This window comes from Paramicrobacterium agarici, assembly GCF_002563955.1.
GTDB classification, from domain to species: Bacteria; Actinomycetota; Actinomycetes; order Actinomycetales; family Microbacteriaceae; genus Paramicrobacterium; species Paramicrobacterium agarici.
In genome coordinates this window covers 2,752,123-2,766,433 of sequence record NZ_PDJE01000001.1, presented here as the reverse complement: position 1 = coordinate 2,766,433, position 14,311 = coordinate 2,752,123, and the positions used below count along the sequence as shown (strand labels likewise).

Below are 14,311 nucleotides of genomic sequence, written 5' to 3'. Positions count from 1 at the left end.
ATGAACAGGCGCCCTGACGTCCGTCAGGGCGCGTTGAACAATCCCACCTCGTGGGTATCAGAAGATCTTAAGGCAGCCAGCAGCGGTAAATCAAACCCGTGACCGCTTCGTCAACCGTTGTGACGCTGTCGGTGAAGGTTCGCGTACGGCTGTCGGAGGCCGGAATCTCCACGATCTTCCAGCCGATGACCGAGTGCTGATCGTCTTGCGCCTGCAGCGCGCACATCGCCTCAGTGCCCGGGTCGACGGTCAGCTGGTACGTCACATCGACCGTGTGCTCGTCGACGACCGTGTGGGCGATATCGACGGCGTTGACGTTGGCGGCGGGAGCGAGAAGGCCTGCCCACAGCACCCAGGCACCGAAGACCACGACGATGAACGCTCCCAGCGACCACATGACGACGGCGAGGCGTGTGCGCGAGGCGCGCGTGTTGCCGTATCGGGCGTCGAGACGCTGAGCGGTGCTCTCCGTGTCGTCCGCGTGCGGCGTCGCGACAGCATCCGCCTGCCCCTGCCGAGTCGGTCCCTGCCGATCCGTCATTCAGCCCACCCACGCGTCTCAACGATTAGTCTTGTACTAGGTTATTCGTTCCCACCTGAAAGAGGCCTCGTGACGTATCGTCTCCTCACGGTCCACGCGCATCCGGATGACGAATCTTCAAAAGGATCGGCGACGCTCGCCTACTATCGCTCGCGCGGCGTCGAGACCATGGTCGTCAGCTGCACAGGCGGCGAAGGCGGGGATCTGCTCAACCCGGAGCTCGCCGACGTCGCGATGATCGAGCGTGACATGGCCGGGCATCGCCGGCGCGAGATGGCAGAGGCGCGCGACGTTCTCGACACGCAGCACCGCTGGCTCGGCTACCACGACTCCGGAATGGCGAACGACGACGGCTCGCTGCCCGCACGATCATTCGCCGAGATTCCGCTGCACATCTCGGCCGGTGTTCTCGTGCGCGTGATCCGCGAATTCCGCCCGCACGTGATGATCACGTATGACGAGAACGGCGGGTACCCGCATCCCGATCACATTCGCTGCCACGAGGTCTCGGTCGAGGCGTTCGAGGCCGCTGCGGACCCCGCACGGTACCCGGATGCCGGCGAGCCATGGTCTGTGTCGAAGCTGTACTACGACCACATCTTCAATTTCGCTCGCGTCAAGGCGAACTACGACATGCTGCTCGCGACGACCCCCGACGACCCGCTCACGGAGCGCCTGGCCGAAATGCTGAGCTGGCGCGAAGAGCGCAACGGAACCGACGACCGCACGACCACGCACATTCCCGCCGGAGATTTCTTTGAGACACGGGATGCCGCGTTGCGCGCCCACGCTTCACAGGTGCCGGGCGACAGCCCGTTCTTCTTCTGGTCGAACGATCTGCAGCGCAAGGCGTGGCCGTACGAAGACTTCGAGCTGGCTCGGACGCGACTGAGCACGCCCGAAGACGAACACGACTTCTTCGCGGGAATCGAGGACGACCGATGATCGCGAATCTGCTTCTGAGAGGCGAGACGCCGAGCCCGACGCCCACGCCGGGCGTCGATCCCAACAGTGTGACTCCCGGCGTGATCGGCTTCATCGCGATCGTCGTCGTCGCGCTCATTGTCGTGCTGCTGATTCTCGACATGGTGCGACGGGTGCGGCGTGTGAATTATCGGGCGCAGATCAATGAGCAGCTCGACGCCGAAGAGCGTGAACGGCGCGAGAACGGTGACGACCCTCAGCACCCTGACGGCCCTCAGCACCCTGACGGCCCTCAGCGGCCCGACGGTCCTCAGGGGTAGATCGGGTCAAGCGAGATCAGCAGAATGCCCGTCCAGTGGCAGAGGAACGCGAGCACCGTGCAGACGTGGAAGATCTCGTGGAAGCCGAAGCGGCCGGGCCAGGGGTTGGGGCGCTTGATGCCGTACACGACCGCCCCCGCCGTGTAGAGAAGGCCGCCGACGATCACGAGCACCATCGTCGCGAGGTTCGCGTTCGCGATGTCGACGATGTACGCCACCGCGGCCCAGCCCAGCGCGACGTAGAGCGGAACGTAGAGCCAGCGTGGCGCGCCCGTCCAGAAGACGCGAAAGCCGATGCCGAGAAGTGCGCCAGTCCACACGATCACGAGCAGCAGCATCCCCTTTGACGGCGGAAGGGCGACAGCGGCGATCGGGGTGTACGTGCCGGCGATCAGCAGAAAGATGTTCGCGTGATCGAGACGGCGAAAGAGCATGCGCGTCTTCGGCCGCCACGGAATGCGGTGGTAGAGGGCCGAGATGCCGAAGAGCAGAAGCGACGTCGTCATGAAGACGGCCGCCGCCCACTTCGCCGCGGCACCCTGGGCCAGAACGATGAGCACGATTCCCGCCGCGAGGGCGACGGGGAACGTGCCCGCGTGAATCCAGCCGCGCCACAGCGGCTTCGGCTCCACGGGATGCTCCGCGGCATCCTCGAGCAGCGGGATGTTGGGCAGGTCGTAGGCCGCGGTGTCGGGCGACTCGGGGGGAGTGCGACGCGTCATGGACCAAGAATACGGCAGGCGCCTGTGAACCGAACGGCGACTGTGGACTAACGTGTCCATGTGAAGAACACCACGGAACCGATCGGGCGCGGGCTGCTCTACAACCTGTACCAGAAGCGCCTCCGTCGCGCCCTGACGCCCGAAATGATGCCGCATCACGTGGGAATGATCATCGACGGCAACAGGCGCTGGGCAAAGCAGCTCGGGTACGAGACGGCTGCTCACGGGCATCGAGCCGGCGCCGCGAAGATGCGCGAGTTTCTCACCTGGTGCGACGACCTCGGCATCGAAGTCGTGACGCTGTATCTGCTCTCGAGCGACAACCTGGCGCACCGTGCGAGCGACGAGATCGACGCCCTGATAGAGATCATCGCCGATCTCGCAGACGACGTCTCTCGGTTTCGCGACTGGCGCATCAAGCACGTCGGAAACTCGGGGTGCCTTCCCGAGCAGCTCACGCAGGTGCTTGAGGCCGCAGAGCGCCGCACGGACGGCAAGAACGGCCTGCACATCAACCTCGCCGTCGGCTACGGCGGGCGCACTGAGATCGTCGACGCCATGCGGGAGATCGTGCGTGAGCACGAGCTCGAGGGGCGAAGCCTCGAAGAGCTGGCCGACATGCTCACTCCCGACATGATCGGCGAGCACCTGTACACGGGCGGTCAGCCTGATCCTGATCTCGTGATCCGCACCTCGGGGGAGCAGCGCCTCTCGGACTTCATGCTGTGGCAGAGCGCGCACAGCGAGTTCTACTTCGTCGAGGCGCTCGGGCCCGACCTGCGCGAGGTCGACTTTCTCAGAGCGATTCGCGACTACGTCGGCAGAAGCCGCCGGTTCGGAGGCTGACGTGACGCTTGAGCAGTTTCGCGAGACGTTTCTCGAAGAGCCGGGATATCTCAACTACGCCTCCATCGGCCCGGTTTCCGCGACCGTTCGCGCCGAGCTGAGGGCCGAATACGACGCCCTTTCGCGCATGCGGTTCGGAGCAGGCGACCGAACGCAGACCCACGATGATCGATTGGCGGATGCTGTCAGCGCGATGACCGGCCACCCCGCCGCGAACATCATCGCTCAGCCCAACACGAGCACCGCGCTTCTGCGCGTCATGTTCGCGCTGGACGGACACGTCGTCATGTCGCGGAACGAGTTTCCGAGCCTCCCGGTTGCCGCCGTGCGGGCGCAGACCGCGCTCGACCGGCTCTCGATCACGTGGATCGACGGTGACGACGTGCGCGTCGCCCCCGAGATCCTCACTCGAGCGCTGAACGACGAGGTCACCGCCGTCGCGGTCTCGCTCGTCGACGCGCGTACGGGACACCGCGCCGACCTCGGCGCGATTCGAGAGGTGATCGGCGACCGGATTCTCATTGTCGATGCGATTCAGGGCGCAGGGGTCGTCGACGCCGCCTATGAGGCGGCAGATGTCGTCGCGACCGGCGGTCAGAAATGGCTGCGCGCCGGGTGGGGAACCGGGTTTCTCTCGTTCAGCGATCGCGCGCTCGAACGCCTTGACCCGGTCATCTCCGGCTACACGGGAACGCCAGAATATGAGCCGTGGGGGCATGTGCCGCAGCCCGCGAGCGGCGAAGCACTCGCGTTCACGACGTCGGGGCCCGACTACGTTGCCGAGGCTCGGCTTGCCGCGGCGATCGAGGAAGTGAATGACGTCGGAATCGACCAGATCGAAGACGCGGTGCTCGATCGCGTGGGCGAGGTCATTGAGATGCTCGACTCCGTCGACCTGCCGGTCGTGTCGCCTCGCTCGGGAGCCGAGCAGTCGGGAATCGTCGTCGTGAGGCCCGATGAGGGAAGGCTCGCCGCACTGGGGGCCGCCTTGCACAACACGGGATTGACCACGACGTCTCGCCAGGGCGCCGTGCGCTTCAGCATCCACGCGGGCACAGGTGACCCAACTCTTCGGATGCTGAAGCAGGCTCTGCTCGTGTACCGCTCCTCGTACGACACGTGATGTTCACCGTGCCGGCCCGACCTGGTGCGGCGTGGCGCGGCGCCATCGACGTCTCCGAGTCGTAGCGTCAGCCGTATCAGGTGAATTACCTGATCGAGCCGGCCGGCAAGATCGACTCGAACCAGACGCCCGGTCGACTCGCCATAAGAGCCGAGCGGATTCGCTCGGGGTTGGAGCCGGACGTGACTGCCAGTGACACCACGCAGATGACACCGTCGACAGAAAGGCAATCGGATCCTCAATCCGCCGACACTTCTTCGGTGATCCAGACGGAGCGCACGTACGTGCTCGACACGTCTGTTCTGCTGTCTGACCCACGAGCGCTGTTCCGGTTCGCGGAGCACGCTGTTGTGATTCCCGTCGTCGTAGTGGGGGAGCTCGAGAAGAAGCGTCACGATCCCGAGATCGGATACTTCGCCCGACAAGCCCTGCGCCTGCTTGACGACCTGCGCGTCAAGAACGGCAGACTCGACTTCGCGGTGCCCGTCGGCGCGGGCGGAAGCCTGCGCGTCGAGCTCAATCACAGCAACATGACGGTGCTGCCGAGCGGCCTGCAACTCGGCGACAACGACTCGCGAATCCTTGCCGTTGCGCAGAACCTCGCAAACGACGGGCTCGATGTCACCGTCGTGTCGAAAGATCTGCCGATGCGCGTGAAAGCATCGTCTATTGGGCTCGCTGCCGAGGAATATCGCGCGGAGCTAGCCGTCGATGAAAGCTGGACGGGCCTTGCGCAGGTTCACGTGGGAGCAGACGACATGTCTGCGCTCTACGAGACCGAACGACTCCCCGGCACGCACGCGGACGGGCTTCCCGTGAACACGGGGCTGGTCATCCACTCCGAGCGCGGCTCCGCATTGGGCCGCATCGCCTCAGATGGATCGGCGAAGCTCGTGAACGGAGACCGTGAAGTCTTCGGTCTTCGAGGGCGCTCGGCCGAGCAGCGCATCGCCATCGATCTGCTTCTCGATCCAAGCGTTGGAATCGTGTCGCTGGGAGGGCGAGCCGGAACGGGGAAGTCCGCGCTGGCTCTCTGCGCCGGTCTCGAAGCAGTGCTCGAGCGTCAGATGCACCGCAAGATCATGGTCTTCCGCCCGCTGTACGCTGTCGGCGGCCAGGAACTCGGGTACCTCCCGGGAGACCAGGGCGACAAGATGAACCCCTGGGGACAAGCCGTGTACGACACGCTCGGGTCGGTCGTGTCGCAGAACGTCGTCGATGAGGTGATCGAGCGGGGCCTGATCGAAGTGCTTCCGCTTACGCACATCCGCGGGCGTTCGCTGCACGACGCGTTCGTCATCGTCGACGAGGCTCAGTCTCTCGAGCGGAACGTTCTGCTCACCGTGCTCTCGCGTATCGGACAGAACTCCCGCGTGGTGCTGACGCACGATGTGGCCCAACGTGACAACCTTCGCGTCGGAAGGCACGACGGTGTCGCGTCGGTGATCGAGACGCTCAAGGGCCAGTCGCTCTTCGGACACGTGACCCTCACGCGTTCCGAGCGCAGTGCCATCGCCGCACTCGTGACAGAGCTGCTCGAGGGTACGGAGATCGCTTGACCGCATCCACAGGCCGGGGACGCACCCCGGCCTGTGGATAACCGGCGCGAGCGGACTGTCATCGCGCTAGAGTCCTGTGCATGACCGAGGGCGGCACGGCGCAGGCGACGAGATCCGTCGGCCGGTGGCTGCCGATGGCCGCGACGCTCGTCACGACCGGCCTCGTTCTGTCGCTGGCTGCGGGCTGGAGTTGGCTCCTCCTCGGATTGGGCGCGGTCGCCGTCGTCACCTGGCCACTCATCGACGCGGACATCGCGGAGCACCGCCTGCCCAACGCTCTCGTGCTTCCGTGCTATCCGATCGCTCTGGTCAGCGTGCTCGCGCACGCGATGGCCAGCGGGAGCTCACCTGTCTTCGCCATCGTCATCGCCGCCGCGTCGATTGCGGCGTTCGGGCTCATGCACGTTCTCGGCGGTATGGGCATGGGCGACGTCAAGCTCGTCGGAGTCCTTGGCCTTCTTCTCGGTGCGCTCGGCGCCACTGGGGTCATCGTCGGAGTCGCGGCTGCATTTCTCTTCGGCGCCGTCGCGGGCGCGTGGGCAATGGCGACGCAGCAGAGGGCCGCAAGCCATCGCATTCCCTTCGGACCGTTCCTGCTCGTCGGCTTCTGGTTCGGCGTGCTCGCATCCATCGTCCGTGCTGCCTGAGCCATAGGATCGTTGTATGGAACAACGAATCTTGGGGAGAACGGGCCGTTCCGTGTCGGCGGTGGGGCTGGGAACCTGGCAGCTGGGCGGCGACTGGGGAGACGTCTCCGAAGATGACGCCCTCGCTGTGCTCGACGCCTCGGTTGAGGCGGGTGTGACGTTCTTCGACACGGCCGACGTCTACGGTGACGGCAGAAGCGAGAGCATCATCGGGCGATTCCGCGCGGCGCGTCCGGACGTGCCGCTGACCATCGCGACAAAGATGGGGCGCAGGGTCGACCAGATTCCCGAGAACTACGTTCTCGAGAACTTTCGCGCATGGACGGATCGCTCGCGACGCAATCTGGGTATGGAAACACTTGATCTCGTGCAGCTGCATTGCCCGCCGACGGCTGTGTTCCACAGCGACGAGGTGTTCGATGCTCTCGACACGCTCGTCGATGACGGAGCCATCGCCAGCTACGGAGTGAGCGTTGAGCAGTGTGACCAGGCGCTCGCCGCGATCGCGCGCTCCGGAACGGCGACGGTGCAGATCATCCTCAACGCCTTCCGGCTCAAGCCGCTCGACGAGGTGCTGCCCGCCGCCGCTGAGGCGGGGGTCGGAGTCATCGCGCGTGTGCCGCTCGCCTCGGGGCTGCTGACCGCTCGATACGGCGAGGGTACGACGTTCGCTGCGAATGACCATCGCTCATTCAACAGGGCCGGAGACGCATTCGACGTGGGAGAGACGTTCTCGGGGATCGACTTCGCCGAGGGAGTCGAAGCAGCACAGGACTTAGCCGCTCACGCACCAGCATCGTTGACTCCAGCGCAGGCGGCGATCGCGTGGGTCGCTCAGCAGCCCGGGGTCACCACCGTGATTCCCGGAGCGCGTTCCGTCGCGCAAGCTCGCTCGAACGCCGCGGCTGGCGACGCCGGCCCTCTGCCCGACAGCTACAGCAGACTCGTGAGGGAGATCTACGACGCGCGCTTCCGCGAACTCGTGCATGGTCGCTGGTGAACGCGGTCAGACAGTGAGTTCCCCGCGCGATGATTGCGCTGCCTGAATCATCGCTGTCAGACGGTTCCGCGCTCGTACAAGATCGCTGACGTTCGCATCAAGGCGATCGCGCTCAGTCTCGAGCAGATCGATCATCTCCGTCGTCGGCTGCCCCAGGTGCTCGCACGGAATGATCTCAACGATCGTCTGCGTCGGCACACCGGCCTCGAGGAGCGTGCGAATCAGTGTGACGCGGTCGACAGCGCTCTCGGGGTAGTCCCGCCAGCCGCCGAGCGTCCGCTCAGCCTCCAGCATGCCGCGCTGCTCGTAATAGCGCAGCGAGCGCGCGCTCGTGCCGGTTCTCGCTGCAAGCTCGCCGATATTCACGTCGTGCACCCTCCGAATGCTGCCGTCGCGAGTGACAACGCTCTGTCACCGCTGAGTATGCCCAGAGGCTCTCGCTTGCATCTGACACCGGTGTCAACTCGTACCGTGATGCTGTCGTGCCGCCCGGTGCGACGTCACACACAGAAGGATCATGATGAATATCTCTGACCAGGTTGCACTCGTCACTGGGGCGAACCGTGGAATCGGCCGCGAGTTCGTGCGTGAGCTGAAACGGCGGGGAGTCGCCCGGGTTTACGCGACCGCGCGGAATCCACGCGCCGTCGACATCGCTGGCGTCGAGGTGCTGCACCTCGATCTGCTCGATCACGACAGCATCGCGCGGGCCGCAGAGGAGGCGAGCGATGTGACGCTGCTGATCAACAACGCCGGGGTTCAAGCGGGAGGGACGCTCGTCGGGTCGGATCTCGCCGAGCTGCGCAGCGAACTCGACACGCACCTGTTCGGGACGCTCGACGTGATCAGAAGCTTTGCTCCCGTGCTCGCGGCGAACGGAGGCGGTGCGATCACGACCGTTCTTTCGGCTCTCTCGTGGTTCTCCTTCCCGGGCGCGGCTCCGTACGCGGTAGCCAAGGCGGCCGAGTGGAACATGGTGAACGGTGTTCGGCTTGAGCTGGCCGAGCACGGCACTCTCGTGCAAGGCGTGCACCTCGGCGCCGCAGACACCGACATCTCGGCCGGGTACGACGGACCGAAGATCCACCCGGCAGAGGTGGCCCGAGCAACGCTAGACGGCCTCGAGGCCCGCCGGGTCGAGGTCGTCGTCGACGACTGGAGCCGCACGGTCAAGGACGCGCTTGCGCACGATCCGGCGCTGTTCTACGCGGGAGCGTTCCAGACGGTGTGAACGCAGCAACGGGCGGAGGAGCCGCAGTGGTTCCTCCGCCCGCTGCAAAACGCGATCAGTTCGGGTGAGTCATGGAGAGCAGATCGAGCGCAGCATCCAGCTGCTCCTCGGTGATCTCGCCGCGCTCGACATACCCGAGCTCGATCACGGCTTCGCGCACCGTGATGTTCTTGGCGACCGAGTGCTTGGCGATCTTCGATCCGGCTTCGTAGCCGATGATCTTGTTGAGCGGGGTCACCGTCGACGGTGACATTCCCGCGAGCTCTGCCGCGCGCTCAACGTTCGCCTCGAGGTCGTCGATCGTCTTGTCGGCGAGAACGCGCGACGCGTTCGACAGCAGGCGGATCGATTCGAGCAGTGCGGTTCCCATGACGGGAATCTGCACGTTGAGCTCAAAGGAGCCGGATGCTCCGCCCCACGCGATCGTCGCGTCATTGCCGACAACACGCGCCGCCACCATGAGAACCGCCTCGGGAATGACGGGGTTCACTTTGCCGGGCATGATCGAGGATCCCGGCTGCAGGTCGGGGATGTGCAGCTCGCCGAGACCGGTGTTCGGCCCCGATCCCATCCACCGAAGATCGTTGCAGATCTTGGTGAGGCTCACCGCGATGGAGCGCAGTGCTCCCGATGCCTCGACGAGCCCGTCGCGGTTGGCCTGCGCCTCGAAGTGGTCCTCTGCCTCGGTGATGGGAAGCTCGGTCTCGTCTTGCAGCAGTGAGATGACGAGCTGCGGAAAGCCCTTCGGCGTGTTGATTCCCGTGCCGGTCGCGGTGCCGCCGAGAGGAACCTCGGCCACACGCGTGAGTGACGCGCGGACGCGCTCGATGCCCAGACGAATCTGGCGGGCGTATCCGCCGAACTCCTGACCGAGCGTCACGGGCGTCGCGTCCATGAGGTGGGTGCGCCCGGACTTCACGGCATCTTTCCACAGCTCGGCTTTTGCCTCGAGCGCCACGGCGAGGTGGTCAAGCGCGGGAACGAGATCGTCGATGAGGGCTCCGGTGACGGCGATATGCACTGATGTCGGGAACACATCGTTCGACGACTGCGAGCAGTTGACGTGGTCGTTCGGGTGAACGGGACTGCCGAGGCGCTGCGTGGCGAGGGTCGCGAGAACCTCGTTCATGTTCATGTTCGACGACGTTCCTGAGCCGGTCTGGTAGGTGTCAACGGGGAACTGGTCGTCGTGCGCGCCGGAGATCACCTCATCGGCAGCTGAGGCAATGGCATCGGCAATGTCACCGTCGAGCACGCCCAGCTGCTTGTTCGCGAGCGCCGCCGATTTCTTGATGCGCGCCAAGGCCGAAATCTGCGCAGACTCGAGCCCCGAGCCTGAGATGGGGAAGTTCTGCACGGCACGCTGCGTCTGCGCGCTGTAGAGAGCGTTGATGGGCACACGCACCTCGCCCATCGTGTCGTGCTCGATGCGGTACTCGGTGTCAGCCACGGGATCCTCCTCTATGGTCTGCGCATCACTGCGCGGTTGATGTGCGGGGCGTCAATGACCTCAGTCGATGAAGCCGATCATGGTGTTGACGGCGACAGCTCCATCGGCGACATTGTAGGTCGCTCCGACGATGCCCAGCGTGTTGTTCGCAACAGCGTCGCTGATCATCTCGGACTGCTCCAGAATTCGTGAGATCGTGCGCCGGACGTGCAGCTGCCCGACCTCTGCTCGGTCTGCGTCACCTGCCGCGACTCCCGCGGACGTCGCGGCTTCGTGCACGGACGGGACGATCTGCTGAACGAGACTGTCGATCGCGGGTGGCAGCGGGGCAGCATCCGGCTTCTGAGATTCGACGGCGGCGGCGACAGCGCCGCACTCTGCATGGCCGAGCACGATCAGAAGCGGAACGTTGAGCGGGCCGACAGCGTATTCGAGAGACCCGACGGCTGATTCCGACGCGACCTGGCCCGCATTGCGCACGACGAACAAGTCGCCGAGACCCTGGTCGAAGAGGATCTCGTGAGCGACGCGCGAGTCAGAGCAGCCGATGACGACAGCTTGCGGATGCTGTTCGTGCGCCAGGCTGTCTCGGCGATGCGTGTCTTGGTGAGGGTGAAGCGGCGTTCCTTCGACGAAGCGACGATTGCCATCTTCGAGCTCTGCCCATACCTTGCCTGGTCGCGTCTGCGGCATCAGCTGTTTCCTTTCACCTGTTCTGCATTGGCTTTGACCTGACCGGCGACGGCTTCTGCGACGGTGCGGAAGTCAGACGTCTCGGCGGTGCCGAAGATGAGTATTGTGCTCGTTCCCGCTTCTGTCGCGAGGGCGTATTCGATGTTGCCGTTGTCGCTCGAGCTCTGGCCGTCACGATTGTCGTACACCGTCCAGGTGACGCCGTCGATCGTGATGGTGGAGTCGGCGAGAGAATCGTCGAGCTGCTGCGACTGCCACGTGGCATTGGCATCGAAGCCCTGTCGGATGCCGATGAACTGCTCATCGGGCGTGATCAGGCCGATGTACCAGTCAGAGATCGCGGGATCGTCGACGATGCTGAGCTTTGCGCCGTTGCTCGTCCAGTCGTCGGGCAGCTCGGGGTCGAGGATGACCTCGTCACGCACCTCCTGCGCGTCAGCTGCGGCGGCGTGGTAGTCGACGTCGGGCAGCAGAGACGTGTCAGAGCGAGGAACGATCAGCACGATCACGAGAACGAGACCGAGGGTCGCCAGCAGGGAGTACACCAGGTTGCTGACGGTCTTGCGCGACCGGTACTTGCGCGAGTCCTCGGCCTTTCGCGCCGCTGTCTCCTCGGGCGTCTCGGGCCTGCCAAGCTCCGCCACGACGCGCGGCGGCTTCTGCTGCGGACTCATTCGCCGTCCGTCGCCTCAGCTTGGGCGACACGCGCTGCTTCGAGACGCTTCTTCGCGCCCAGCAGCCACTCTTCGCATCGCCCGGCAAGGGCTTCGCCGCGCTCCCACAGGGCCAGCGACTGCTCGAGTGTCGACGCGCCCTGCTCAAGCTCTGTGACCACGCGCACAAGCTCGTCGCGGGCTTCCTCATAGCTCAGTGACGACACGTCGGGGGAAGAAGACATGCTTCCATCCTAGCGGCGCGCGTGCAGCGGTTTATCGCTCAGCGGGACCGCGCGACACGGCGGCGACTGCTCCATCGGCGACCGTGAGGATGAGAGGCGTCTCGTCGGGGGCGTCCTGAGTCGAACGCACGACCGACCCGTCGTGGGTCTGCGCGATGGCGTAGCCGCGGTCGAGCGTGCGCTGCGGTGAGAGGGCGCGCACCGAGGCAGCGAGCTCGTTCGTGCGGTTCTGCTCGCGTTCAATGACGCGGTCGATCAGCTCGGCTCCTCGCGCGACGTATCGGGTGAGCTCTTCGGCTCGGGTGTCGACGATCCAGGTGTGCGACGCGAAGACGGGTCGAGAGCGAAGCTGCTCAAGGCGGCCGATTTCGTGCGTGATGAGCGTCGTCATGCGGCCTGAGATTCGAGCTCTCGCCTGTTGAATGATGAGCTGCTGCTCGGCGACGTCCGGCACGACGCGCTTTGCAGCATCCGTCGGTGTTGACGCGCGCAGGTCGGCAACTTCGTCGAGGAGCGGCCGATCCGCTTCGTGGCCGATTGCGCTCACGAGGGGAGTCGAGCACGCGGCAGCGGCACGCACGACCGCCTCGTCGGAGAAGCCGAGCAGGTTCTGAAAATCGCCGCCGCCGCGCGCGACGATGATGACATCGACATCGGGATCGGCGTCGAGCGCGGAAATCGCCGCGACAACATCGGTGACCGTGCGTTCGCCCTGCACGGCGGCATGCCTGACGCGAAACTCCACGGCGGGCCACCGCAACTGGGCATTGCGCAAGACGTCCTTCTCAGCATCCGAATCCTTGCCCGTAATGAGGCCGATGCAGTCCGGAAGGAACGGAAGCTTCTTCTTGCGCGCCGGGTCGAAGAGACCCTCAGACGCAAGCTGGGCACGCAAGCGCTCGAGGCGCTCGAGCAGATCGCCGAGCCCCACGTGCTTCATTTGGAGAACCTGCACCGTGAGTGTGCCGCCCTTGACCCAGTAGTTCACCTTGACGAGCGCGACGACGCGGTCACCCTGTTTGAGGTCGGCGGGAATCTTCTGCCGCACCGACTGCCAGATGGTGAAGCTCACGGTCGCGTCGGCCGACACGTCTTTCAGCTTGCCGTACACGTTTCGCCCCGACACGCCCCACTGCGTGATCTCGCCTTCGATCCACACGGTGCCGAGCCGCTCGATGTAGTCGTGCAGTTTGTGGCCGAGCTCCGCGACGGGCCAGGGGTTCTCCATCGTCGCGGGTGCGTTCGCCATGTTCCCAAGCCTTCCTCAGTCGCTCGCACCTAGAATCGAGGGCGTGAGCGACGTGACCATCAACCTTCCGATGCCGAGAATTCCCGGTGCTTCGTCGAAGCTCAAGGATATCCCGGCGGGCGGGAGCAAGCGCGTGCTGCTCGCCGCCCCACGAGGGTACTGCGCCGGAGTCGACCGCGCCGTGATCGCCGTCGAGAAGGCGCTCGAGCGGTACGGGGCACCGGTGTACGTGCGCAAGCAGATCGTGCACAACATCCACGTCGTGACGGAGCTCGAGGTCAAGGGGGCGATCTTCGTCGACGAGGTCGATGAGGTTCCCGAGGGCGCTCACATCGTCTTCAGCGCTCATGGAGTGTCGCCGGCCGTCGTCGATGCGGCATCCGCTCGTGGTCTGCAGGCCATCGACGCGACGTGCCCCCTCGTCACCAAGGTGCACAAAGAAGCTGTGCGCTTTGCCAAGAACGACTACGAGATTCTCTTGATCGGCCACGATGGCCATGAAGAAGTCGAGGGCACGGCGGGCGAGGCGCCCGATCACGTGACGCTCATCGGCAGTCCTGCTGAGGCCGACACCGTCGAGGTCCGCGACCCCGACAAGGTGGTGTGGCTGTCCCAGACGACGCTGTCCGTCGATGAGACCATGCAGACAGTCGACCGCCTGCGCGCCCGGTTTCCCAACCTGCAAGATCCGCCGAGCGATGACATCTGCTACGCGACACAGAACCGTCAGGTGGCCGTCAAGAAAGTGGCGGTGGATGCTGACCTGGTCATCGTCGTCGGATCGGCCAACTCGTCGAATTCGGTGCGCCTCGTCGAGGTCGCGCTCGAGAACGGAGCGCGTGCAGCACACCGCATCGACTATGCGTACGAGCTCAAGCAGGAGTGGTTCGACGGCGTGCGTACCGTTGGGGTGACGAGCGGAGCGTCGGTTCCCGATGTGCTCGTGAACGAGGTGCTCGCTGCGCTCGCCGAAGCCGGTTACGCTGATGTCGAGCCGGTGACGACCGCCGAAGAAGACCTCGTCTTTTCGCTGCCGAAGGAGCTGCGTACGCAGGCAAACGGTGACCGCGACGACCGAGCGCTCGGTGGCAGAGCGCGGAGGTGACGT

General features: G+C 65.1%; 17 protein-coding genes. 9 read left to right on the top strand and 8 right to left on the bottom strand.

The genetic code is table 11. The features are described 5' to 3' along the window. Nucleotides 1–67 precede the first annotated feature (67 nt). The gene (locus tag ATJ78_RS13575) at nucleotides 68–541 is read right to left on the bottom strand and encodes a DUF4307 domain-containing protein (protein ID WP_098408732.1); all 474 of its coding nucleotides are present in this window, start codon (nucleotides 539–541) and stop codon (nucleotides 68–70) included. A 69-nt stretch (nucleotides 542–610) separates the two neighbouring features. On the opposite strand from ATJ78_RS13575, the gene mca reads away from it, so the two are divergent. Continuing rightward, entirely contained in the window at nucleotides 611–1,486 is an 876-nt protein-coding gene (gene mca / locus ATJ78_RS13570) for a mycothiol conjugate amidase Mca (protein ID WP_098408731.1), read from the top strand. Further along, the gene (locus ATJ78_RS13565) at nucleotides 1,483–1,785 is read left to right on the top strand and encodes a hypothetical protein (protein ID WP_098408730.1); all 303 of its coding nucleotides are present in this window, start codon (nucleotides 1,483–1,485) and stop codon (nucleotides 1,783–1,785) included. Before mca ends, ATJ78_RS13565 begins: the two co-directional genes overlap by 4 nt. On the opposite strand, the gene trhA is transcribed toward ATJ78_RS13565, so the two are convergent. Then, entirely contained in the window at nucleotides 1,776–2,507 is a 732-nt protein-coding gene (trhA, locus tag ATJ78_RS13560) for a PAQR family membrane homeostasis protein TrhA (protein WP_098408729.1), read from the bottom strand. The genes ATJ78_RS13565 and trhA overlap by 10 nt on opposite strands. A gap of 60 nt (nucleotides 2,508–2,567) precedes the next feature. Here trhA and ATJ78_RS13555 point away from each other — a divergent pair, with 60 nt between their 5' ends. The 5 genes from ATJ78_RS13555 (at nucleotide 2,568) to ATJ78_RS13535 (ending at nucleotide 7,682) form a co-directional block, all read left to right on the top strand. Next, nucleotides 2,568–3,353, top strand: coding sequence for an isoprenyl transferase (locus ATJ78_RS13555; RefSeq protein ID WP_098408728.1), 786 nt, complete (start codon nucleotides 2,568–2,570; stop codon nucleotides 3,351–3,353). Nucleotide 3,354: 1 nt separating this feature from the next. Continuing rightward, nucleotides 3,355–4,476, top strand: coding sequence for an aminotransferase class V-fold PLP-dependent enzyme (locus ATJ78_RS13550; RefSeq protein WP_098408727.1), 1,122 nt, complete (start codon nucleotides 3,355–3,357; stop codon nucleotides 4,474–4,476). Nucleotides 4,477–4,682: 206 nt separating this feature from the next. Further along, nucleotides 4,683–6,035 carry an RNA 5'-3' helicase PhoH2 gene (gene phoH2, locus ATJ78_RS13545; protein WP_098409392.1) on the top strand — a complete coding sequence of 451 codons (1,353 nt, stop codon included), beginning with the start codon at nucleotides 4,683–4,685 and terminating at the stop codon, nucleotides 6,033–6,035. Between the two features lie 80 nt (nucleotides 6,036–6,115). Continuing rightward, nucleotides 6,116–6,682 (top strand): prepilin peptidase, encoded by a 567-nt coding sequence (locus ATJ78_RS13540; RefSeq protein WP_098408726.1) that lies wholly within the window; start codon nucleotides 6,116–6,118, stop codon nucleotides 6,680–6,682. Between the two features lie 16 nt (nucleotides 6,683–6,698). Beyond that, nucleotides 6,699–7,682 carry an aldo/keto reductase gene (locus ATJ78_RS13535; protein WP_098408725.1) on the top strand — a complete coding sequence of 328 codons (984 nt, stop codon included), beginning with the start codon at nucleotides 6,699–6,701 and terminating at the stop codon, nucleotides 7,680–7,682. A gap of 6 nt (nucleotides 7,683–7,688) precedes the next feature. Here ATJ78_RS13535 and ATJ78_RS13530 read toward each other — a convergent pair whose 3' ends face one another. After that, complete coding sequence (locus tag ATJ78_RS13530; protein ID WP_211288470.1) at nucleotides 7,689–8,057, bottom strand: MerR family transcriptional regulator; 369 nt, start codon at nucleotides 8,055–8,057, stop codon at nucleotides 7,689–7,691. Nucleotides 8,058–8,199: 142 nt separating this feature from the next. Here ATJ78_RS13530 and ATJ78_RS13525 point away from each other — a divergent pair, with 142 nt between their 5' ends. After that, complete coding sequence (locus ATJ78_RS13525; RefSeq protein WP_245836327.1) at nucleotides 8,200–8,913, top strand: SDR family oxidoreductase; 714 nt, start codon at nucleotides 8,200–8,202, stop codon at nucleotides 8,911–8,913. Between the two features lie 55 nt (nucleotides 8,914–8,968). Here ATJ78_RS13525 and ATJ78_RS13520 read toward each other — a convergent pair whose 3' ends face one another. Genes ATJ78_RS13520 through xseA form a run of 5 tightly spaced genes read right to left on the bottom strand, consistent with a single transcriptional unit; the run spans nucleotide 8,969 to nucleotide 13,203 of the window. Beyond that, entirely contained in the window at nucleotides 8,969–10,363 is a 1,395-nt protein-coding gene (locus ATJ78_RS13520; RefSeq protein ID WP_098408724.1) for a class II fumarate hydratase, read from the bottom strand. A 60-nt stretch (nucleotides 10,364–10,423) separates the two neighbouring features. After that, a complete protein-coding gene (locus ATJ78_RS13515; RefSeq protein WP_098408723.1) occupies nucleotides 10,424–11,056 on the bottom strand; it encodes a carbonic anhydrase in 633 nt (210 codons plus the stop codon). Continuing rightward, nucleotides 11,056–11,730, bottom strand: coding sequence for a DUF4245 domain-containing protein (locus ATJ78_RS13510; protein WP_098408722.1), 675 nt, complete (start codon nucleotides 11,728–11,730; stop codon nucleotides 11,056–11,058). Before ATJ78_RS13510 ends, ATJ78_RS13515 begins: the two co-directional genes overlap by 1 nt. Then, the gene (locus ATJ78_RS13505; RefSeq protein ID WP_098408721.1) at nucleotides 11,727–11,954 is read right to left on the bottom strand and encodes an exodeoxyribonuclease VII small subunit; all 228 of its coding nucleotides are present in this window, start codon (nucleotides 11,952–11,954) and stop codon (nucleotides 11,727–11,729) included. The genes ATJ78_RS13510 and ATJ78_RS13505 overlap by 4 nt, the downstream gene beginning before the upstream one ends. Nucleotides 11,955–11,985: 31 nt before the next feature. Next, nucleotides 11,986–13,203 (bottom strand): exodeoxyribonuclease VII large subunit, encoded by a 1,218-nt coding sequence (xseA, locus tag ATJ78_RS13500; RefSeq protein ID WP_098408720.1) that lies wholly within the window; start codon nucleotides 13,201–13,203, stop codon nucleotides 11,986–11,988. Nucleotides 13,204–13,273: 70 nt separating this feature from the next. Between xseA and ATJ78_RS13495 the strand changes: the two genes are divergently transcribed. Further along, the gene (locus ATJ78_RS13495) at nucleotides 13,274–14,308 is read left to right on the top strand and encodes a 4-hydroxy-3-methylbut-2-enyl diphosphate reductase (RefSeq protein WP_098409389.1); all 1,035 of its coding nucleotides are present in this window, start codon (nucleotides 13,274–13,276) and stop codon (nucleotides 14,306–14,308) included. Nucleotides 14,309–14,311: the final 3 nt, after the last annotated feature.